Here is a 22602-nt window from a genome sequence, read left to right on the forward strand (position 1 = left end):
GGGATAAGGTGAAACTTTTAGCAGCACGATTTTCGCTGCTAATTAGCTGAGCCAATCGGGCTCTTACAGACGGTTTTTCTTCTCGATTTACCTCTTTGTACCGTCTGTTTGAGCGGGACACAGCGTTTAATCCACTAAGAATGATTGAAAGACTTCATTTCCTAATAACTTCCCTTTTCTTGTTAAACAGACATGATTATTTGTTTCTTGAAGCAATTCATGTTCCTTATTATGACGTAACTGTTTTGCAAAGATATCGTTCATCTCTACGCCGAATTTTTTGCTGAATTCCACTTTCGAAACGCCTGCTGTTTTTCGAAGCCCTAAGAATAACTCTTCTTCCATTTTTTCTTGGGTTGTTACTGTATGAACATCTAAATACGGCAAACCTGTCTCATCAATTTTCGTAAAATATTGTTTTAGTGGACCTACATTTTGAATACGCTCGCCATTTACGTAACTATGAGCGCCAGCTCCGAAACCGTAGTATTCATCATTATTCCAATAAGTTAGGTTATGTCTACTTTCATAACCCTCTTTTGAAAAATTACTAATTTCATACTGCTGATAACCATGCTTCGCCATCTCATCCATCACAATTTCATACATTTTAGCCTCATTGTCTTCACCTGGGAGTCTCAGCTTTCCTTTATTCATTAAATTATAAAAGACCGTTTTCGGCTCCACAATTAAAGAATACGCTGAGAAATGTTGAACCCCAAGGGTAAATGCAATCTCTAACGTTTCTTTCACGTCTTCTATCGTTTGCCCTGGCAATGCATAAATTAAATCAACATTAATATTTGTAAAACCAACTTCCTGCGCCTCACGAATCGCTACAAACGCATCTTCTCTCGTATGCCCGCGCCCAATTTTTTTCAGCAATTCATCTCGGAACGTTTGAACACCAAAACTAATCCGGTTTACGCCGCCTTCTTGTAGAAGATTTAATTTCTCTTTTGGTAAATCTCCCGGATTCGCTTCAAAAGTTAGTTCACAATTTGGCGCAAACGGCCGTAAACGACGATTAATAATATCTAGCAATTGCTTTGTCTGTTCCATATTTAGCGCTGTTGGCGTTCCTCCACCAACAAAAATCGTTTTCATTTCTTTAAAAGGCGTTTTGTTGATTGTATTCACAATTTCTTTCTCTAAATATTGCAAGTATTGTTCAACTGGCTGACGTTCAATAAACACTTTATTAAAATCACAATAGTGACAAATATGCTGACAAAACGGAATATGAATATATGCAGCTTGTATCAAATTCTGTTCCTACCTTTCTAAAAAGAAAACCTCCGCACTTCGGAGGTTTATTTACTTCTGTAATCCTATGCGAACTTTCTCCATTCTGATTCTTCCTTTTACAATCAAAAGTATCACCACTATTGTATAGGAGAGATACAAAGATGTCTAAATATTAACCAAAACTTTAGATTTCTACTTCCTAAATAAAAAGAAGCCGTTTGTACGGCTTCTTTTTATTAGTTATCATCCATTTTCAGTACAGCCATGAATGCTTCTTGCGGTACTTCTACAGAACCAACAGACTTCATACGTTTTTTACCTTCTTTTTGTTTTTCAAGAAGTTTACGTTTACGAGAAATGTCACCACCGTAACATTTTGCTAATACGTTTTTACGCATCGCCTTAATTGTAGAACGCGCCACGACTTTATTTCCGATTGTCGCTTGTATAGGCACCTCAAACTGCTGTCTTGGAATTAACTCTTTTAACTTTTCTACAATTACTTTTCCACGGTCATATGCTGAGTCACGATGCACAATGAAAGATAACGCATCGACCTGTTCAGCATTCAATAAAATATCCATCTTCACAAGCTTAGACGGTTTATAACCAATTAGCTCGTAATCAAAGGATGCATATCCTTTCGTATTCGACTTTAATTGATCGAAGAAATCATATACGATTTCAGAAAGTGGAATTTCATATGTCAAAGTAACGCGTGTTTCATCTAAATATTGCATATCAATAAACGTCCCGCGTTTTCCTTGGCAAATTTCCATAACCGCTCCAACATAATCATTCGGAACCATAATAGATGCTTTTACATACGGTTCTTCCACACGATCAATAGATTGCGGATCTGGCATGTTAGATGGGTTATCAACTGTCATGTCTTCACCGTTTGTTAAATATACTTTATAAATAACACTTGGTGCTGTTGTAATCAAATCAATTTTAAATTCACGTTCAATACGTTCTTGAATGATTTCCATATGAAGTAAGCCTAAGAATCCACAGCGGAAACCAAATCCAAGTGCTTGAGACGTTTCTGGTTCAAATTCAAGAGCAGAGTCATTTAATTCTAACTTTTCTAATGCATCACGTAAATCATTATAACGTGCAGAATCAATTGGATATAAACCACAGAATACCATTGGGTTTAATTTACGATACCCTGGTAAAGGTTCTGCCGCTGGACGTTTTGCATGTGTAATCGTATCACCTACACGCGTATCACCAACATTTTTAATCGATGCTGCTAAGAAGCCTACATCACCTACTGTTAATTCTTCACGCTGCGTTGTTTTCGGTGTGAACACACCTACTTCTGTTACTTCAAACTCTTTACCTGTTGCCATCATACGTACTTTATCGCCAACTTTTACTGTACCGTTTACAACACGGATATAAGCAATTACACCGCGGTACGGATCATATAAAGAATCGAAAATCATACATTGTAATGGTTCTTCCGAATCACCTGCTGGAGCTGGTACTTTTTCAACGATTTGTTCTAAAATCTCTTCAATACCAATCCCCGCTTTTGCAGAAGCAAGCACAGCTTCTGATGCGTCTAAGCCAATTACATCCTCTACCTCTTGACGAACACGTTCTGGATCAGCGCTTGGTAAGTCAATCTTGTTAATAACCGGTAAAATTTCCAAATTATTATCAAGTGCTAAATATACGTTTGCTAATGTTTGCGCCTCAATTCCTTGCGCCGCATCCACAACAAGTATCGCACCTTCACAAGCCGCTAAACTACGAGACACTTCATACGTGAAGTCGACGTGACCTGGTGTATCAATTAAGTGAAGAATATATTCTTCTCCGTCTTTCGCTTTATACGTTAATTGTACTGCATTTAATTTAATTGTAATCCCGCGCTCACGCTCTAAATCCATGGAGTCAAGCAACTGTGCTTTCATCTCGCGTTGTGTTAACGCATTTGTTTTCTCCAAAATACGGTCTGCCAACGTTGACTTCCCGTGATCAATGTGAGCAATAATGGAAAAGTTACGAATGTTAGACTGCCTTTTTGCTCTTTCTTCTTTGTTCATCTATTTATCACTCCTACTAATCTCGCCAATATACACTAGCACTGATTATATCAATACCAGGAAAAAGATTCAATGAAAACTGGTGCAGCGTTATAAGCAAGTACTCTTACTTTTATCATATGCAATTCGTAAACAATAGACAAACCTTTCCTAAAAATACAAAAAGCTATCCTACTTGTCCGTAAGATAGCCGCCTTTTTTACACTGTGCATTAATGAAATGCACCTTTTATTTTATCAACAATCATATATGTTATGCTGCAAATGACACGTTGTACTAAAGAAGTCAATCCTCTTCCCATACTCTCAAACATATTAAAGCTTTTTAATTCTTCTAGTTGCTTTTGTTTTTCCTCAACGGAAAATACATTCCCAAAAATTTCTTTTTCTCTATCCCCGTAGTTTGCGCCTGTTATATGAGCAATTTGTTCATATGTTGGATTATGATAACCTTTCATTCGTTTCAATCCGCTATTAGCAACTTGCATACCCGCTAACGTTATAAGAAATGCACTAACAACGACAATGATGCATTTGCGTGTAAACTGCTCCACTTCTTATTTCTCCTTTTCCAATCAATGCGTATATGCCCCTGTGTTGTCTTGATCAACTTGATGATGAAGAGCTGCGTTCAAACCACTCGCAATTAGATTCGCCATATCTTCAATAAACGCATCTACTTCTTTAGGTGTTACCATTAAGTTATGTCCTAACGGTGCTAGCACTTCATAAATTAGCTTTCTCTTCTCTTCTTCTTCTAACGTACCAACAACCCCTAAAAACATATTGCGGCTTTTTTCATCTGGCATATCTTCTTGTGTCAACTTCTTCTTCTCACCAAATGTAAAACCGGCTGGAAGTAAAGAACGAGATGGTTTTCCTCCCTCACGCAGTTCACGCCCAAAATGCTTTAAAATATAATCAATTGTGTCACTTGTAATTGAAACTGCATCTACAACGGTCGGAACACCAATTGCAATCACCGGTATACCTAGCGTATCTTTGCTCAATTCTTTTCGTTTATTCCCAACACCAGAGCCAGGATGAATACCAGTATCCGAAATTTGGATCGTACTATTAACTCGCTCAATAGAACGAGCAGCAAGTGCATCAATCGCAATGACAAAGTCTGGTTTCGTCTTTTCAATAACACCATAAATCATATCGCTCGTCTCAATACCTGTAATTCCCATAACACCCGGTCTAATTGCACTGACAGGTCGAAACCCTTCCTCAACACTTTCCGGCTGCAACTGAAACAAATGGCGCGTAACAAGGACATTCTCTACAACAATTGGACCTAAGGCATCCGGCGTTACATTCCAATTACCAAGCCCCACAATTAAACAACTTGCTTCTTCATTTATTCCAATCTCTTTTAGAAAATGCGAAAATTCCTTTGCAAAAATCTCTTCTACTTTTTGTTGCAGCGCTGTATCTTGCTGACGAATTCCTTGCACTTCTAAAGTTAAATAATTTCCTGGTTTCTTTCCCATCGCCGGAGCAGCACTTTCATCAATCGTCACCTTTGTAATTGTAATCCCTTCTTCTTCGCGCTCTTTTACAATCACACCTTGAATCGCTGTTTTTTCTTCTTGCTTCTCTTGCAGCATTTGATGGGCTTCTAATGCAAGATCTGTTCGAATCCCATATTTACTTAAATCAAGCGGTTCACTCATACAATCTCCTCCACTATTCATATTTAAAGTGAAACTTCCATCAGTGAGAGTTTTCTTCATCCCCCACAAATTTTCGACATATAGATTGCTGCTATGCAGAAAAAAGGAATCTGCTACTTTCTTGCTCCCTTTGTTTGAATTTTGCATGTGGTAGAAAAAGACCCTGACCGCTTCTATGCATGGCCAGATGCTCTCAATCATCTAAAAAGAGGGAGGTTTTATGCCGTTTTTTTAATTTGGATTTATATAGAATTCCCCAATTTATTCTCAGTCATTCTTTTCCTATATTGAAATTTCATCGTTCTCGCTATTGCAATTCTCTTCTCCGTTTGATAGAATATCACTTGTTCTATGTAAGAATCGAGTCACTCGATTGCACCAGGGAGGTGAAATATATGGCAAACATTAAATCTGCTATCAAACGCGCTAAACTTAGCGAAGAGCGTCGTGCACATAACGCTTCTATCAAGTCTGACATGCGTACAGCTGTTAAAACTGTAGAAGCTTTAGTTAACAATAACGATCTTGAAACAGCAAAAGAGGCATACAAAGTAGCTTCTAAAAAACTTGACAAAGCAGCTCGTAAAGGTCTTATCCACCAAAACGTTGCATCTCGTCAAAAATCTCGCTTAGCGAAACAAGTAAACGCGTAAGGCGTTTAAAAACGATCCGTATGGGTCGTTTTTTATTTACAAAAAAATGTTCATGCAGTTGTCTACATGAACATTTTTCCACTATCCAATATGATTTAAACGCATAAGAAAAAATTCTAGTACAAGACGTTTATCCATTCTTCCCGTCTTCATATTATAATCTGCCTCAGCAAGTTCGTGAATCACTCGTTTTAACGCTTCAAACGAGAAAAAATTTGTTTGATTCATAGCCAGCTTCACACGATACGGATGTACACCGATATGCGATGCAATTTGATTTTGCCCATAACCACGCTGCTGAAGTTCTTTCACTTGATATAATAAACGAAATTGACTCACAAGAAGCGCAAGCAGCTTAATCGGCTCTTCTTGTTGCGTAAATAATCCTTCTAAAATACGCATCGCACCTGCAATATCTTTTTTTACTACCTTTTCTGTTAAAGAAAATACATTTTGTTCAACAGACTTTGGAACGAGTTCCGCGACAAGCTTTGCCGTTATTTCACCGCCTACTCCAACATATAATGTCAATTTATCCATTTCCTTAGCAAGCATCGTTACATTGCTTCCAACAAGCTCTAATAGTAAACTGACTGCCGCTTCTTCTATTTGAATATGCATTTCTTCCGTACGGCTTATAATCCATTTACGTACATCTTGTACTTGCAGAGCATTCGCTTCTACTACATCCGCTGTTTTTTTCAAGAGCTTCGTAACTTTTTTACGCTCGTCCAATTTTTCAAACGGAGCAATAAACACAAGAATGGAAAATGGTGAAGGTTCAGCAATATATTCTTCTAGTACTTTGACGTTTTGCTCAATTTTTGCTTTTTGCGCTGTTAAAAACAACGGTGATTTTACAACGATTATTTTACGTTCCCCAAAAAAAGGAAGCGTTCGTGCGTCTTCAACAACTTCCTCTATGTATGTTTCTTCCAAATCATACGTAACAACATTGAACTCACGATCCTCTTCAGCTAACGCTTCTAATGTTAAAAGCTGGAGCGTTTCATTTATAAAATATGCCTCTGTCCCATACAACAAGTATAACGAAGCAAATTGCTTTTTCTTTATTTTTTTATGTATATCACTCATGTCATTTCCTACTCCCTAACACTTTATATACTTATAGTAATGTGACAACTGCCGTTTTACAAGTCCAAAGGAACAGGCAGCTACCCGTTCCTTGATCTATATAAAACGTTACAAAATAAGCCCCAGGATTCTTATTTCGTAACGGTGACCCCTTTAATTTTATTGTTTGCACCGAGATTACAAGCTATGAATGACAACTGTTAGCACACTTGGAAAAGCATTGAAGCAGTCGAGCCTTAATCAGCAGTTATCCCACCGCTGAAAACCTTGAAAAGAGACTTTACCAATTGTTAAGTGTTAGCATTTTGAATTTTCTATTAACAATAAGATTACAGGCCACGATTAACTAGATAAATTGTAGATTTTTTTCTGACAATATTTTATACTAAAGTGGAATGTTGGGAGGGATTCAAAGATGAATGAATTTGAAAAAAACGTTCAAAGTAAGCGTAATGACGCTGTCGACTCAGGTGTAGGCTTTATCGTTTCGTTCGGATTTTTTGCCACCTTATTTATCATCGCAACAGTCGTTAAATTAATCGGTTCTTAAAGACTGCATGTGGCAGTCTTCTTTTTTTTCTGTGTTTCATCATATGTCAACTTACTGCGAAACGTTCCCGTCTCCTCTCGGAAAACATAAGAAATCGCTCCTTGTTCATCGGTTCTCCACACCTCAATTCCACGCATATTTAAACGCTCTAACACTTCAATATGCGGATGTCGATAACGGTTTTTCTCACCAACAGAAATAATGGCCTTTTTCGGCTGAACAGCATCTAAAAACGGCCCTGAAGATGACGTTTTACTTCCGTGATGTCCAACCTTTAAAACGTCTGCACGCAGCTCTGGATACCATTTTATAAAGTGTTTCTCACCTGCTTCTTCTAAATCACCGGTAAACAACCATGTTAGTCCCCCTATTTTTGTCCAAAGTACAATAGATTGGTTATTATCTTCTTTTTCTTCTCCTTTTGGTGATAATACTGAAAACACCGCCTCTCCCGCCTTCCAGCTATCTCCTTTTTCTACAATTCGAACGGGCACATTCTTTTGCGCAGCAAGCCGTTGTATTTGTTGCTCAGGCAAAGAAAATTTTACCTTCTTCCCGAACACGACTTCTTTTACCGTAATAGATTGCATTACCTCTTGCACTGCTCCTACGTGATCCATATCTCCATGTGTCACAATTAATTTATCAATCGTGCGGACACCCTCTTTTTGTAAAAAAGGAACGAGAATATCATGCCCAACAGAAAATTCATGTTTTTTCTGCTGCCATTCTTCTTTCTTAACTGGAATTGTTCCGCCCGTATCAATTAAATACGTCCCTTGATTGTATGGAAGGCGAATTAAAATGGCGTCCCCTTGTCCGACGTCAATATAAGTAACACTTCCGTATGCATTTACATATGGAAAGGCATAGTGGCATGTACTAAGGAGAAAAAAGCTTGATAGAAATAACAGACGATATGTTCTCCACATAAACCCTTCCCATGATATAAGAACCGTTATAATACTTATACAATATAAAGCAACGAGAAACGGTTCGGTTTCTCCAAAGGTAAGACGTACAAACGGTAAAGCTTCGCACATTCGAAGCATCACATTCGAAACATGTATACATAGAGACAACAAATTAGCTAACCATTGAGATACGATTGGAAGGCATATGTGACATACAAGAATGACAATACAAACAGGCAAAACAAGTAAAGATAAAAACGGGACATAAATCATATTAAGAAGGATACTGTAAGGAGAAACATAACCGAAGTGATAGAGTAGAATAGGTATACTTGTTAATTGAGAAATAACGGAAATGTATATAGAATTTTTCACTATACCGTTTTCGTTAGCTAGCAGACGTGATGAAGATAACAAAAGAGAAAAACTTCCAACAAATGAAAACTGGAACCCAATGTCAAATAATACATACGGATCATAAAAAAGCATGATTATTAATGTCATACTTAAAGCATCCATCCCAGACACTCGCACTGCTCGCGTAAGGGCTCCGAATACAATAACAGCTGCTATAGATGCCCGAACAACAGATGGCGTGGCCCCTGCCAAAAACATATATAACGGAATACAAACAAGTAGAAACATTGTTGTGCTTTCACGCGTCATCCCAATTCGAAGTGATACAAAATAACATATTGCAGTTAACAAAACAATGTGCGATCCCGATATCGCCAATAAATGAACAAGTCCAAACTCTTGATACTGTTTTTCAACTTCAAACGTCATATATTGACGATCCCCAAACAATAAAGCATTCATAAAAGCTGCTGATTGCCCAGAAAAATTCTCTCCTATATAAGAAACAGCTGCTTTTCGCACCGAAAATAACCAATGAACAAACGACTTATTTTTTTGCACACAATTCGAGATCGACTCCACTTCAAAAAGAGCATGAATATGCTGCTTATACAAATAATCTTTATAATTAAACGCATAAAAGTTACGAGGAGATGGTGGTTCTTTCAACTTACCAGTAAACGTACACACCATACCAGGTGTTAACTGCTTCAATTTTTCTTTTAATTCATGAGAAGGAATTTTATAAAACAACTGCACTGTTTCGTCATTGTTCATTTGCAACTGGAAAGAAAGGCGATTTCCATTTATAATCGGCGTACTTTGAATGGTACCTGTTACATTTGTTTCCTGAAAAGAAAGCTTAGAATGATTTTGTGAATCTACATAGATTGCATATACATATGTAAGAACAAATACGAGGACAATCAAGAAGAGTAGCGGCAGAGAAGTACGCAAAAAACAAACTACACAATAACAACCAAATATAAGAAGAGGAATGATAAAAAAAGAGGAATAAGCTGTTGCAATCCCAAAGATAACTGAGATTGCAACGCAAATCCATTGCCCGTGCAACACGTACTCACCTCACGGTTTATACCATATTTTTTGCTTGTTGTAATACTTGTTGCATTTGTTCTAACGTCATTTCGTCAGATTGTAACGAAGACAAAAGCTGTTTTAGCTCCTGCATTTTCTGTTGTTCTTCTAATGTTGTCACGTCAAATGCAAGAGGAACATGTTTTATTCTTACATTTGCTTGTTCAAATAATTCAAGTGCATACGGATGATTTTTATAATCTTGTGCGTAATACACGGCTGTAATACCACTTTGGATAATCGCCTTACAGCAATGTAAACATGGAAAATGGGTGACATAAATTTCTGCGCCATCCGTTTTCGCACCAAATTTCGCGCATTGCAGCAATGCATTCATTTCCGCATGAATTGTACGCACACAATGATTATCGATCACATAACACCCTTCATCTATACAATGCACACCGCCAGCAATCGATCCATTATAGCCACCAGCAATAATCCGTTTATCACGCACGATTGTCGCGCCAACTGCAAGCCTTGTACACGTACTGCGAAGTGATAATAAATGACTTTGTGTCATAAAATATTGATCCCAAGAAACTCGCTCCATTATCTTCACCTACTTTTTAATCTGCTTATAGTTTAGCGAAATAAGAAAATAGCCGTCAATGTTTATTTAATGAACAATTATCTCATCTTTCATTTTTTCCAGTGATTTTTCACCAATTCCATCGACCTCTAATAAATCTTCTACTTTTTGAAAGGGGCCATGCTGCTCACGATACTTGATAATATTTTCTGCTTTTCTAGGACCAATGCCCGATATTTTTTCAAGCTGTTCCTTTGTCGCTATGTTTATTTGTATTTTTCCATCTGACAAAGGTGCTCCATTCGCAAGGGCTTCTCCTTTTTTCGGTACATAAATCAGCATTTGATCTTGGACAAGCTGCGCTAAATTTACTTTTGTTATATCCGCTTCTGGTAAGAAACCTCCCGCCTTTTCAACAGCATCTTTCACTCGCGCCCCGCTTTGTAATTCATATACTCCTTCATGATTTACAGCTCCTTTCGTATCAACAAGAATCGTTTTTGACTGCAATTTAGATTCCGTTCCCTTTGTTTTTTCCTTTTTTTCTTCCATTTTCGCATTCGCTTCCACTTTCATTACCGCTTGTTTTTGTCCATGTTTTGTTTGCCATAAAAATAAAATAACGACAATACCAATTGCTGCAAATAAAACGAACCACTTTCTTGGCAAATTCATCATCATTTTGCACCTCTAATTCATAAATTCAAAATAAACTTCATATTGTTTAGGAGAAAGATGTTACGAAGGAGGGGATGAAACATTGAACATAGGAATAATAGGAACAGGGAATATGGGGAATATACTTATTGATGCATGCATCGAAGCCCGCGCTGTCAAACCTTCGTGTCTTACTATTATTAATCGTACTTTCGCAAAAGCATATCATATAAAAGAGAAGTATCCTTCAATTCATATAGCCAAAACAATTCAAGAAGTAATCGAACGTTCTGAACTGATTTTTATTTGTGTAAAACCATTAGACATACATCCTATTTTGACAAAGCATGCTTCAATTCTTACTAACGATAAATGTCTAATCTCCATTACAAGTCCCATATCTACTGAACAATTAGAAACGATCGTTTCTTGTCATGTCGCTCGTATGATTCCAAGTATTACAAATCGTGCATTAGCCGGGGTCTCTCTATGCACATTCGGGAAAAACTGCTCGCAAGAATGGCAAAAGCAGATACTGAACTTGTTTCAAAAAATCTCTAAACCTACCATCATTGATGAAAATATCACAAGAGTAGCATCCGATATCGCAAGCTGCGGCCCGGCATTTTTCAGCTACTTATTACAACGTTTTATTGACGCATCTGTAGAAGAAACAAATATTACACGTGAAGAAGCTACAGTTTTAACGAGTGAAATGATTATTGGAATGGGGAAACTGCTAGAAAAACAAATTTTCACCTTGCCGACTTTACAGGAAAAAGTTTGTGTAAAAGGAGGAATTACAGGCGAAGGGATTCGCGTTTTAGAAGAACATATTGGAGATACATTTAACAAGGTGTTAAAACGAACACATGAAAAATACGAAGAGGATGTAGAGCACATCGAACAGCAATTTCATAAACATTAATATATCTTTTACGACAAAAACAACTATATTCCTTCATAAAGCATTTTATTTTTTACTATTTAATAAAAAAAAGCAACCATTCGGTTGCTTTTTTTATTATGCATTCTTTGTAGCCACAAAGAAAATTCGCTCTGTTTGTTCTGTGACTTCCATTCTTTCAAAGTCTCCCGTTACACGAAGAACGGTAAAACCAGCTGCTTCAAGCCAATTTGTCAGCTCCTCAACAGGATATGTACGCTGCATATGCAATTCATCAAATCGATGATACACATCTTCTTCTTCATCTCGTACAAAAAATGTCAAATCATGCTCCACACTGTTTGGCACTTCACCTGGGAAACAGTTCCAAATAAGCGAGATTTCATCTTCATTCATTGTGTACGTTTCATTTTGAAATACGTGATGAATTTTATAAAGAGAGTGCACATCAAATAAAAACAAACCATCTGGGCGCAAATGATGATACACACGTCGAAATGTCTCTCGAATGCCCTCTTCTTCTAGTACATAATTTAAAGAATCACAAAAAATTGTTACACAATCGAACTCGCCTGGAACATCTAACTCACGCATATCTTGTTGATAAAAAGGAATAAATTGTCCTTCTTCACCTAACTTTTGCTGAGCAATTGTTAACATTTCTTCTGATAAATCTACTCCTATTACATCGTATCCTTTTTGTACAAGAGGTAACGTAACATTCCCCGTTCCGCAAGCTACATCAAGAATTTTCGCATCTGTTTTACCAATTTGCTCCAAGCTTTGTTCCGTAAATTCTACCCATTTTTCATATGGGACATCATTCATTAGCTCATCGTATAACAATGCAAATTGTTCGTATCTCATTGACCTAACTCTTCTGTAACATCTTCGCGCGGTACATCGCCCCAAAGACGTTCTAAATTATAATAACCACGCTCATCTTTATGGAATACGTGTACAACGACATCACCAAGATCAACTAGTACCCAACGCGCCTCTTCAAAGCCTTCCATGCGTTTTACATCGATCTGTGCTTCATGCGCTTGTGCTTTAACTTCACGAGCAATTGCCTGCACTTGTTTATCAGAGTTACCATGACAAATTACAAAATAATCAGCAAGTGGGGAAATCCCTTGCATATTCAACACAACAATATCTTCTGCTCTTTTATCATCAGCTGCTCGCGCTGCCAATATTAATAATTCTCTGTCCTTCATTTCGTAAGGTCCTCCTTAATGACTGCATTATACGTTTGAAATGTTAATGGATAAATCGTTTGATTCTTTTCCATTAAAAATTGTATCGTATGCTTTAAAGCATATAATAGTGCTTGATTGAGATCTTCTCGCGCTAACTTCCGTGCTTCTTCAACACCTGGAAACTTACGATTAGGTTCAATATAATCCGCCACGTAAATCACTTTATCAAGCATCGTCATCTGTTCATGTCCACTCGTATGATACGTAATAGCTTGTAGTATGTCAGCATCTGTAATACCGACTTCTCGTTCTACTAAATATGCCCCGACCGGCGCATGCCATAATTCTTTATTATAAAGCAATAAATCTTTTGGAAAATTTTCTCGCTTAATAATCTCTTCCATTTCTGAAACTGATCTACACTTTGCATAATCGTGAAAAATCGCTGCCATTTCCGCTTTTTTTTCATCAACACCATATTGCTTTGCAAGTTCAATAGCCGTTTCCATAACACCAATTGTATGAATATAACGCTTGTCACGCATTTGTTGTTTTACAATTTCAAGTGCCCGTTTTCGATCCATATAGCCCATTCCTCTCAATATATTCCTGTACCCCTTTCGGAAGCAAATATTTGCATGTCTTCTTCTTTGTAAAACGTTCACGCAGAAGCGAAGAAGAAATAGCAAATTCCGGAATTTCCACCGTTACAATATCATAAGGCGTAGAAAGTGTATAACCAGGACGAGCAACACCGACAAACGTAACAATCTTTAACAATTCATCAATGTTATACCATTTTGGTAAATACTCCACCATATCCCCGCCAATAATAAAATAAAATTGAACGTTTTGATGCGCCCTTGTCAATTGTAACATAGTATCATATGTGTAAGACGGACCTTCACGTTCTAGCTCCGCTAAACAAATAGAGAAATGCTTGTCTTGTTCAACTGCTAAATGAATCATTTCTAAACGATTACGTACACTTGTAACTTTCTTATCTCGTTTATGAGGGGGGATTTGATTTGGTAAAAACCAAACCTCATCAAGCCCCAATGCATCATACACTTCATTTGCAATTAACAAATGCCCATTATGAGGTGGGTCAAATGTCCCGCCAATAATCCCGATTCGCTTCAAAGAAAACGCCCCTTTACCTCGTCCTTATAGGTGATCATTCTCATTAATGAAAAACGAGGTACCTATACGAACTCGATTGGTTCAACTAACTTTTAGAAATCGTTACTTTGTTTTTGGTAATACAATACGTTTATTTTCTCTTGATTCTTTATATAAGACGATTGTACCTCCGATTACTTGTACAAGTTCAGCTTTTGCACCTTGCGCAACCTCTTCTGCTACTTCATGACGATCAAATTCGCAGTTTTGTAGTACGCTAACCTTTATCAACTCGCGTACTTCTAGCGCTTCTGCAATTTGTTTTACCATATTTTCATTTACGCCGCCTTTACCAACTTGAAAAATTGGTGTTAAATGATGCGCCTCTGCACGTAAAAATCGTTTTTGTTTTCCTGTTAACATGTATTTAGCCTCCAAGCTTTTTCATTACTATTTGTTTCATTCGTTCTATATTCGGCAATCGTCCCGTCCAAATTTCAAATGCAAGTGCGCCTTGAAAGACAAACATATCAATGCCATTTTGTACAATCGCTCCATGCTCCTTCGCGCAATGCAATAACTTCGTTTCAAACGGATTATAAATAATATCAGATACAATGCTTCCTTTTTTCAAATTTTGAATGCAAAGCGGTGTATCTTCTACATGAGGATGCATCCCTACCGTCGTTGTATGGATGATAATATCATACAATGCTTGTTTATCTGTTGCTTCTTCTAAGGAAAGCGCCAAAGACACGACTTCACTTCTGCAATCTGCAATAAGCTGCTCTGCTTTCCTGACTGTACGATTGGCAATGTCAATCTCTTTCACACCAGCATCTGCAAGTGAATAATAAATCGCACGACACGCACCGCCAGCTCCAAGCAGTAAGATACGTTTGTTCGTCAATGGCTCTTTACTAATAGATTGCAATGAACGAACATACCCTATTCCGTCTGTATTATAGCCAATTAATTTTCCTTCTTTATGAAGCACTGTATTGACCGCACCAATTTGCTTTGCCAAAGGATCAATTTCGTCTAAATGCTGCATAATCGAAACTTTGTGCGGCGTTGTCACATTAAATCCAACAACTCCAAGTGCCTTCAATCCTTTCACCGCTTCGTCTAATTCACTCTCTTGAACAAGAAAAGCATGATAATGCGCATCCATCTCTAAATGAGCAAATGCATCATTATGCATAAGCGGTGATAAGGAATGTCCAATTGGATTTCCAATTACACCATATAATTGTTTCATAAGTCCTCACCACTTTAAATTAATGATCTACGTAATGAAACACTAACTCCTTTTGGTACATGCGCTGCAATTTTCGCACCAGCCTCATTCACTGTCACCCATCCTAAACCTGAAAATACAACATCTGTTTTCGGTTCATGAATGGTAAACTCATACTTCACAAGCTCAGGCATGTTCTCAAGTTCTTCTGGTGTTGGCGGGTTTAACATTTCCCCGGCATGCTTTTCGTACAATGCATCTGCTTTTTCAAGCTTCGTACGATGAATCGTAAGACGATTAGATAAATGACAAGTAAACGAACGACGACCACCACTTATATAATCAAGTCGTGCAAGTCCACCGAAGAATAATGTTTGTTCTTCATTCAGTTGGAAGACCATCGGCTTAATTTCCTTTGTTGGCGTAATTATTTTTAAGCTTTGCTTTCCAACGTAATGCGCCATTTGATGATGATTAATAATACCTGGTGTATCATATAAAGATGAAGTTTCATCAAGCGGAATATCAATTAAGTCTAGCGTTGTACCTGGGAAATGTGATGTCGTAATGACATTTTCTGTCTCCTCGCTAAACGTTTTAATAATACGGTTAATAAACGTTGATTTTCCGACATTTGTACATCCAACAACATACACATCTTTTCCATCACGGTATTGTTCAATTGCGCTCGCAAGCTCTTCAATACCTTGACCTTTTGCAGCACTAATTAAGAAAACATCTTCCGGCTTTAAACCAAGTTGCTTTGCACTATAGCGCATCCAATGTGTAAGCTTTTCCTGTTTTACTGATTTTGGAATTAAATCAGCTTTGTTTCCAACAAGAAGTACTTTATTATTCCCAACAAAGCGATGCAGGCCAGGGAGCCAACTTCCACTAAAATCAAAAATATCAACAATCTTAACAACTAATGCATCAGATTGTCCAATTCCATTTAAAATGCGTAAAAAATCATCGTCTGTTAATGACACATCTTGAATTTCATTGTAATGCTTTAAACGGAAACAACGCTGACAAATGATACTTTCTTTCTCTAACGAGGAAGCAGGTGCATAACCTACTTCATTTTTATTTTCTGTTTGGATGCCAACTCCGCACCCAATACATTTAAATGTCTCAGTCAAACTTTATTCCTCCCAATTAATTAGACCTTTTTTCTTCATACTACGCATAATTCTACGCTCAATTTTTCGATTAAAACGAGTCATAAGTCCATCTGTTTTTGCAACTGGAACAACTAAAATCGTGTGCAGTCCAACACGATTACCTCCAAGTACATCTGTTAATACTTGATCCCCAATTACAACTACTTCTTCGGCACGCAAACTCATTTTCGTTAGCGCTCGTTTAAAAGCACGAACAAGCGGCTTACGTGCACTATGAATAAACGGAATACCAAGTGGATCAGCAAAATCTTTTACACGTTGTTCGTTATTATTCGAAACAACTGTCACTTGAATGCCGTGTTCCTTCATTTTCGCAAACCATTCTTCCAATTGCGGGGTCGCATTCGGACGATCCCATTCAATCAAGGTATTATCTAAATCAGTAATGATTCCTTTTATACCTCGATTTTTCAATTCTTCAGGTTGAATATGATACACATTTTTCACGTATTCATTCGGTAAAAATAAACTCAATTTCTTTCACCTCTTTGAGGAGTTTTATATAGTTCAGCTAAAAGCTACTATCTGCTAAAATTGGATAAAATTTTTCGACAGCATTTTTCGATTATACATCTGTGGATAAACTTGTACACAATTTTCCTCTTGTTATATTCAGCAAATTCGAAAATTATCAACAATTCTTACACATTTTATCCACGGCAGAATGTGGATAACCAACAGATTGTGACATAAGACAATTTTTGGTACATTAAATGAGACAAATTTCCTTTTTCGCAGGAGGTGAACCGCCTTGACGGCGAAACATATGGAACAGTTATCTACTGAATTACTCACTGAGTCTTATTATAAAGCAAAAGAATTAAAATTAAATCCTGACTTCATTTTACTTATTAAACAAGAAATCATTAGACGCTCATTAGAGGACAAGCTGTTAAAATCGTCTTGAGTATATATACAGTAAAACTTCCATAGGTGACATTTAACCGCTTATGATTAGTTGAACGAGATCCCCCAGATACTGCTTTACCTGTAAAAAGAGCCATCTTATAAGACGGCTCTTTTATAATCGAGTTGCAACTTTCTCACCAACACGAACCTCTTGTCCACTAGCTAATGATTGAACGACTTCAACCATACCTTTTTCAAATAATAGCACGACTGTGGAACCAAAGGTAAAATAGGCCATCTCTTCACCTTTTTGCATAGTTTCTCTCTCATGCAACAGTTCAATACTATTTACAAACATTGCACCTACTTTAACAAGCGCCATCCGCTCGCCTTCGCTCTCTATCTCTGTTACAGAGCGATAATTTTTAGATAACGTATCTTTTCCATATTTCATACCTGCTGCATTAACAGGATATGATTTCCTTCCAAGTACAAAGCGCTCTGTAACTGTACCTGAAAGTGGACTATGAATACGATGATAGTGACTCGGGCTTAAATAAATAACCATATATGTACCACCTGCGTAACGCATTGCCCTTTCGTCCGTACCAAGCATGTCTACAATTGAATACTGTTTCCCTTTAATCTCAAACATTTTTGCCTCATCAATGGGACCATGATCTGCAAAAACGCCATCAACCGGACTCATAATAGCAGACTCTTCCGTATCAATTGATCGTTTACCCTCTTTTAATTTACGCGTAAATAATTCATGAAGCGTTTGATACTCTTTTAAACCCTTCTCCATCTCATCTTGTTTAATTTGAAATACCTTCGCATAAGATGGAATAATCATTGAGCTTAAACGAGACTGTGCAAATTTACGCAATATATAGGACGTAAAACGACCGTTTGTAAGTTCAATCATTAATCGATATAACGTACGTCGCAAACTGCGAAACCCCCTACTATGATATATAATGTTGTAATAAGACCCTTACATATAGTTTTTCCTATTCTTGTTTCTATATCATAAATTATTAGCACCTTTTAATATTACAGATAGAACCCATCATTTTCAACCTTGAACATCGATTTATCATAGGAGTTTCATTTTATTTAAATAAAAAAAGTGCCTGCTTTCGAATAAAAGCAAGCACTTTTCTTCTTTAATATTTCCCCTTCTTCTCCTTCTCTGCACGAACAAATTCATGAAACATCTTCATTAACGCCCGCTTCTCAATGCGTGATACATAGCTCCGCGATATACCAAGCGCCTTCGCGATTTCACGCTGCGTTTTCTCTTTCTCCATACCAAGGCCAAATCGGTTCACAATTACTTCTTTTTCACGTTCATCTAATATATCGATGTATTCTTTAATTTTCTCAAGCTCCATACTTAATTGAATCGTATCAATTACATCTTCTGACTCTGATTTTAAAATATCGATTAAGGAAATCTCATTCCCTTCTTTGTCCTGCCCAATTGGGTCATGAAGGGAAACGTCTTTTTTCGTTTTCTTTAATACACGTAAATGCATTAAGATTTCATTTTCAATGCAACGGGCCGCATATGTTGCGAGTTTCGTTCCTTTTCCTTGCGAATAGCTTTCAATTGCCTTAATTAAGCCAATCGTGCCAATGGAAATTAAGTCTTCTGCATCTTCTCCTGTGTTTTCAAATTTCTTCACAATATGTGCCACAAGACGTAAATTATGTTCGATGAGGAGATTTCTTGCGTGCGCATCCCCTTGCTCCATAAGCTCTAAGTACTTCCTTTCCTCATCAGGAGACAACGGCTGTGGAAATGCATTATTTTTGACATATGATACGAAAACAAACATTTCACGAATCATATATCCAATTGCGGCGAACAGACTCAAACTCTTCACCCCCGCAAAAATAGTGGTCTTTACTAAATGTATGTGGGCGTGTGATTGTTTGTGTCTGTACAGATTGATAGACAAAGCGAAAAACATTCCTTATCTACATACAGTCATTTCAAATTTTCCACCAAATTGCTTTTCCTGTGCTCGCATCTATATAGCGAATTTCTCGTCTATTGCTGTAATCCCCATTGTACTCTTCATTGTTTTCTGCTGTTGTTTGACTATAAATAAGTCGATATTGAGGTAGCTCTTGTTCCCTTTCCTCAAACCATCTTAATTCTGCCTGAAGTGATTGACAATAACGCTCTAACGCTTGCTCTTCGCTCACTTTCACTTCCTTGTCATAAGTAAGTAATCTTGGAATAAGACTTTGCGATATGCCGCTATACACTCTTATTTGGCCGGTTTCTCCATCTACAACAACGCGCACCAACTCACTTTCTATTCGAACACCATTTACATATACGTAAAAATGAAAATGTCCTGGCTCTTCTTCATCCGGATCATCTTGATTGCTCCATACACGAAGATGTTGTTCGTAATTTGGAAATACCTTTCCTAAAAATTGCAGTGCTTTTTCAAAACATTGTTCACGGGTTAATACCGGTGTTCCGTGGTGGTTTCCTCGCTCATAATATTCAAGCAGTTCATTTGTTCCTTTGTCCATTTTCACGATAATTGACGTATCATACTTGAACATATGAAACTGTTTCTTACAGTAAGCATCGAAAGATTTGTCATTTTCTTCTGCACCCTCTTGCTTATCTGGTACCTTTGCCCAAATCATTGTCTTCTCTGTTTCTCCCTCTTCTTCGTGCACTTTCTTCATAACGTTCTTATCAATATGAAATAACCGTTCAATATTTGCTTCTAGTTGTGACTTCTCACTTACAACTGGCAATTCTCTTGTTTCAATCACATAATGACTACGATTATGCAAGTCCTCTCCAGTTTGTACATCAATAAAAGCGTGTGAAGGAATCGGTTCATATACAAGATAATAGCCTTCTTCTATTTCGCCATCCTCCCATTCAAACAACAAATTCGAAAGTTGTGTAAAAACAGGCTCCATAGCCTGTCTTTGCTTCAACTGCTTTGTCACAACTTCTTTCTCTACAATAGAACTCGGCCACATTGGTTTTTCCTTTATGCCCTCGTTTCTAAATTTAATAACATTTCCATCTCCATCAACTTCTACTACAAAACCAGTTCGAGGCAACGAATAGCCATTTACTTCCTGCCTATATTCAATTACTACACTCTCATTTCTTTTATTTATATAAATAACCGTACATTCTTTGTATGTATGTGGTGCATGCTGCTGTAAGAATGCATCCGCAATGCGTTTTCCTTCCTCTTTACTTACACTTAGCTGCTTTGGAGCACACTCTTTATGTATTGATAACTCCATTAGCTCTCCTGTTTCTTTTCGTAAACAGACTTGCATATATTCTTCAGGATTCTCCCGTTTCTCCCACCATAATAAATGAGCACCTTCATTTACGTTTTCTTCATCAACAACAAGTGTATAATCATTTGGAATTTCAACAATATGAGCTACCTGCTGCACTCTCTTCCTATCTACTTGATTCATCATGTTCCCCCTATGACAAAAAATATATCTATATCGTATCACAAAATATAGGCAAATTTGGAATTAATGGAATTATTGGAAAGCAACTCAAATATACGAACAACTCCACGCTATATATACTTTTCCCGACATATAAGTCGCTACTATGCGGGCAAGATGCTCACGTCTCTCCTTATTTTTTATAAACAAAACAAAAAAGACAATAAGCTGAAACAATTTGTTCATACGAAATTCACATCAATCGATTAGTATAAAGAGTATACAGCGTTTACATACAATAAATCCCATGAAAAAGGAGGGACATCAAATGAAAACACGTTATCGCTTTATGATCTCATCATTCGCAGCATGTGCGTATATGATTTGGTATTTAGTTTAACCAACCCTATTTTCCAAATAAGAAAAAGGTGTGTAGAAAATGGATTATAACCAAACAACCGTTAACTATTGGAAAGCATTTGTATTACCTTATACATTTGCTCTTGAAGAACTGAAAACAAAATTCGAAATTATGAACCGGGAAGCTCAGTTTCTAGAAGACTACAACCCGTTTGAACATATAAAAACACGATTAAAACAACCGAAAAGTATTATTAAAAAGCTAGAACGAAAAAACTTAGCACCAACTGTCGAAAACGCCCATCAACATTTATTCGATATTATCGGTATTCGAATTACATGTTGTTTCGTGGAAGATATTTATTATTTAAAAAAATTGATAGAGAAACGAACAGATATGGAGATCGTGGAAGTTAAAGATTATATAAAAACGCCAAAACCAAACGGCTATAAAAGCCTCCATATGATCATTAAGTATCCATTAGCATTAAATTCAGGAACACAAGATGTTTTTGCAGAAATTCAATTACGTACGTTAGCAATGGATTTCTGGGCAAGTCTAGAACATAAAATGTACTATAAATATGAAGGAAATATCCCTGAGTATTTAAAAAATGAATTACACGATGCTGCGATGAAAGCTGAAGAACTTGACAATAAGATGGCATCTATTCGTCAAGATATCGATGAAATTGGGGCATGTTCCGATCGTATTTTATTACCTGTGTAAAAGAAACTGACTTCAAAAGGCACATAAGTGCCTTTTGAAGTCAGTTCTTTTTTCTGTTATCGACCATTCTTTGCAATATATCGGCGCTTCGACACGATTTAAAGACTACTCGCCGATATCCGACATATAAATAGTCGATTCGCTGAGCTGAATCATACTGAAAAATGAAAGGAGCTGACACGACCTATTCTTCACTTCTACTATTCTTAGTATGTTTTTTATCCTTCCCCAATCACACGCACATCCTCTATTTTCCATACGTCATTTTCTTTCCCTACAGTGTAACGCACTTTCTTTTGAACAGACTCTTCTTTCTCTTTTGTTCTTACAACAGCATACTCCCCATCAAAATTTTCAACATGAAATTCCAATAAGCTGATTGTTTTATTCTTATTTTTAAATTCTGCTACTTTTTGAGCTTTTGTATCCTCCAACCCTAGTGACTTCGTTGAAAAAAGCGCCATATGTCCATCAAAATTTTTCTCATTTATAGTTTGAATATAGGAGTCTATGATCTTTTTAATTGCTTGTTCTTCTTTTTCCGGTATAGGCTTTGTCACCTTTTTATTTTTCTCTTCTTTATAAACTGTTTCTTCTTTTTTCATTGTATCTTGCACTTTTTCTTGTGAGCTGCATCCACATAATTGAAGGCTTATAATCCCTACAGTCCCCAATATCTTTAGCATTCGTTTCATATCTCTCTC

Annotated in this window: 25 protein-coding genes; 5 read left to right on the forward strand and 20 right to left on the reverse strand. The window is 37.0% G+C overall.

The genetic code is table 11. The features are described 5' to 3' along the window. Positions 1-126 precede the first annotated feature (126 nt). The 4 genes from hemW to gpr all read right to left on the reverse strand — a co-directional run bounded on the left by hemW (position 127) and on the right by gpr (position 4986). Positions 127-1266, reverse strand: coding sequence for a radical SAM family heme chaperone HemW (gene hemW / locus BR72_RS02850; RefSeq protein WP_035429834.1), 1140 nt, complete (start codon positions 1264-1266; stop codon positions 127-129). A gap of 218 nt (positions 1267-1484) precedes the next feature. Next, a complete protein-coding gene (gene lepA / locus BR72_RS02855; RefSeq protein ID WP_035429837.1) occupies positions 1485-3308 on the reverse strand; it encodes an elongation factor 4 in 1824 nt (607 codons plus the stop codon). 211 nt (positions 3309-3519) lie between these two features. Further along, a complete protein-coding gene (locus BR72_RS02860) occupies positions 3520-3861 on the reverse strand; it encodes a DUF3679 domain-containing protein (RefSeq protein ID WP_035429838.1) in 342 nt (113 codons plus the stop codon). 21 nt (positions 3862-3882) lie between these two features. Further along, a complete protein-coding gene (gene gpr / locus BR72_RS02865) occupies positions 3883-4986 on the reverse strand; it encodes a GPR endopeptidase (RefSeq protein WP_035429840.1) in 1104 nt (367 codons plus the stop codon). A 395-nt stretch (positions 4987-5381) separates the two neighbouring features. Here gpr and rpsT point away from each other — a divergent pair, with 395 nt between their 5' ends. After that, positions 5382-5639 (forward strand): 30S ribosomal protein S20, encoded by a 258-nt coding sequence (gene rpsT / locus BR72_RS02870; protein ID WP_020062230.1) that lies wholly within the window; start codon positions 5382-5384, stop codon positions 5637-5639. 81 nt (positions 5640-5720) lie between these two features. Here the strand turns inward: rpsT and holA are convergent, their stop codons facing one another. Further along, positions 5721-6734, reverse strand: coding sequence for a DNA polymerase III subunit delta (holA, locus tag BR72_RS02875; RefSeq protein WP_035429841.1), 1014 nt, complete (start codon positions 6732-6734; stop codon positions 5721-5723). 415 nt (positions 6735-7149) lie between these two features. On the opposite strand from holA, the gene BR72_RS25180 reads away from it, so the two are divergent. Then, positions 7150-7284, forward strand: coding sequence for a YqzM family protein (locus tag BR72_RS25180; RefSeq protein WP_035429843.1), 135 nt, complete (start codon positions 7150-7152; stop codon positions 7282-7284). Here BR72_RS25180 and BR72_RS02885 read toward each other — a convergent pair. From BR72_RS02885 to BR72_RS02895, 3 genes are all read right to left on the reverse strand, one after another. Beyond that, on the reverse strand, positions 7281-9629 hold the full coding sequence (locus BR72_RS02885; RefSeq protein WP_035429844.1) for a DNA internalization-related competence protein ComEC/Rec2: 2349 nt from the start codon (positions 9627-9629) through the stop codon (positions 7281-7283). The genes BR72_RS25180 and BR72_RS02885 overlap by 4 nt on opposite strands. A gap of 19 nt (positions 9630-9648) precedes the next feature. Further along, a complete protein-coding gene (locus BR72_RS02890; protein WP_035429846.1) occupies positions 9649-10206 on the reverse strand; it encodes a ComE operon protein 2 in 558 nt (185 codons plus the stop codon). A 66-nt stretch (positions 10207-10272) separates the two neighbouring features. Beyond that, on the reverse strand, positions 10273-10866 hold the full coding sequence (locus tag BR72_RS02895; RefSeq protein WP_035429849.1) for a helix-hairpin-helix domain-containing protein: 594 nt from the start codon (positions 10864-10866) through the stop codon (positions 10273-10275). A gap of 79 nt (positions 10867-10945) precedes the next feature. Here BR72_RS02895 and comER point away from each other — a divergent pair, with 79 nt between their 5' ends. After that, positions 10946-11770: a late competence protein ComER gene (gene comER / locus BR72_RS02900; RefSeq protein ID WP_035429851.1), complete on the forward strand. Its 825-nt coding sequence runs from the start codon at positions 10946-10948 to the stop codon at positions 11768-11770. Positions 11771-11866: 96 nt separating this feature from the next. Here comER and BR72_RS02905 read toward each other — a convergent pair whose 3' ends face one another. The 8 genes from BR72_RS02905 to BR72_RS02940 all read right to left on the reverse strand — a co-directional run bounded on the left by BR72_RS02905 (position 11867) and on the right by BR72_RS02940 (position 16971). Continuing rightward, on the reverse strand, positions 11867-12616 hold the full coding sequence (locus BR72_RS02905) for a class I SAM-dependent DNA methyltransferase (RefSeq protein ID WP_035429854.1): 750 nt from the start codon (positions 12614-12616) through the stop codon (positions 11867-11869). Continuing rightward, positions 12613-12969, reverse strand: coding sequence for a ribosome silencing factor (gene rsfS / locus BR72_RS02910; protein WP_035429856.1), 357 nt, complete (start codon positions 12967-12969; stop codon positions 12613-12615). Before rsfS ends, BR72_RS02905 begins: the two co-directional genes overlap by 4 nt. Further along, positions 12966-13535 carry a bis(5'-nucleosyl)-tetraphosphatase (symmetrical) YqeK gene (gene yqeK / locus BR72_RS02915; protein ID WP_035429859.1) on the reverse strand — a complete coding sequence of 190 codons (570 nt, stop codon included), beginning with the start codon at positions 13533-13535 and terminating at the stop codon, positions 12966-12968. The genes rsfS and yqeK overlap by 4 nt, the downstream gene beginning before the upstream one ends. Continuing rightward, positions 13513-14094, reverse strand: a complete 582-nt coding sequence (locus tag BR72_RS02920) for a nicotinate-nucleotide adenylyltransferase (protein ID WP_035429862.1) — start codon at positions 14092-14094, stop codon at positions 13513-13515. The genes yqeK and BR72_RS02920 overlap by 23 nt, the downstream gene beginning before the upstream one ends. Before the next feature lie 102 nt (positions 14095-14196). Further along, a complete protein-coding gene (gene yhbY, locus BR72_RS02925; RefSeq protein WP_035429866.1) occupies positions 14197-14496 on the reverse strand; it encodes a ribosome assembly RNA-binding protein YhbY in 300 nt (99 codons plus the stop codon). A 4-nt stretch (positions 14497-14500) separates the two neighbouring features. Then, complete coding sequence (aroE, locus tag BR72_RS02930; protein WP_035429869.1) at positions 14501-15334, reverse strand: shikimate dehydrogenase; 834 nt, start codon at positions 15332-15334, stop codon at positions 14501-14503. A 14-nt stretch (positions 15335-15348) separates the two neighbouring features. After that, positions 15349-16455, reverse strand: coding sequence for a ribosome biogenesis GTPase YqeH (gene yqeH, locus BR72_RS02935; RefSeq protein ID WP_035429872.1), 1107 nt, complete (start codon positions 16453-16455; stop codon positions 15349-15351). 3 nt (positions 16456-16458) lie between these two features. Next, a complete protein-coding gene (locus tag BR72_RS02940; RefSeq protein ID WP_035429874.1) occupies positions 16459-16971 on the reverse strand; it encodes a YqeG family HAD IIIA-type phosphatase in 513 nt (170 codons plus the stop codon). Positions 16972-17248: 277 nt separating this feature from the next. Here BR72_RS02940 and BR72_RS02945 point away from each other — a divergent pair, with 277 nt between their 5' ends. Continuing rightward, on the forward strand, positions 17249-17404 hold the full coding sequence (locus BR72_RS02945; protein WP_139207688.1) for a sporulation histidine kinase inhibitor Sda: 156 nt from the start codon (positions 17249-17251) through the stop codon (positions 17402-17404). A gap of 114 nt (positions 17405-17518) precedes the next feature. On the opposite strand, the gene BR72_RS02950 is transcribed toward BR72_RS02945, so the two are convergent. The 3 genes from BR72_RS02950 to BR72_RS02960 form a co-directional block, all read right to left on the reverse strand. Further along, the gene (locus BR72_RS02950; protein WP_035429875.1) at positions 17519-18298 is read right to left on the reverse strand and encodes a phosphatidylserine decarboxylase; all 780 of its coding nucleotides are present in this window, start codon (positions 18296-18298) and stop codon (positions 17519-17521) included. 217 nt (positions 18299-18515) lie between these two features. After that, the gene (gene sigK, locus BR72_RS02955; protein ID WP_035429877.1) at positions 18516-19229 is read right to left on the reverse strand and encodes an RNA polymerase sporulation sigma factor SigK; all 714 of its coding nucleotides are present in this window, start codon (positions 19227-19229) and stop codon (positions 18516-18518) included. Between the two features lie 118 nt (positions 19230-19347). Further along, on the reverse strand, positions 19348-20832 hold the full coding sequence (locus BR72_RS02960; protein WP_035429880.1) for a YcdB/YcdC domain-containing protein: 1485 nt from the start codon (positions 20830-20832) through the stop codon (positions 19348-19350). Between the two features lie 415 nt (positions 20833-21247). On the opposite strand from BR72_RS02960, the gene BR72_RS02965 reads away from it, so the two are divergent. Then, entirely contained in the window at positions 21248-21898 is a 651-nt protein-coding gene (locus BR72_RS02965; protein WP_035429882.1) for a GTP pyrophosphokinase, read from the forward strand. Positions 21899-22116: 218 nt separating this feature from the next. Here the strand turns inward: BR72_RS02965 and BR72_RS02970 are convergent, their stop codons facing one another. Then, on the reverse strand, positions 22117-22503 hold the full coding sequence (locus tag BR72_RS02970) for a Cif family virulence factor (protein WP_231559656.1): 387 nt from the start codon (positions 22501-22503) through the stop codon (positions 22117-22119). Positions 22504-22602: the final 99 nt, after the last annotated feature.

Origin of the sequence: Bacillus sp. UNC322MFChir4.1 (assembly GCF_000746135.1) — a bacterium.
Classification (GTDB): Bacteria; Bacillota; Bacilli; order Bacillales; family Bacillaceae_G; genus Bacillus_A.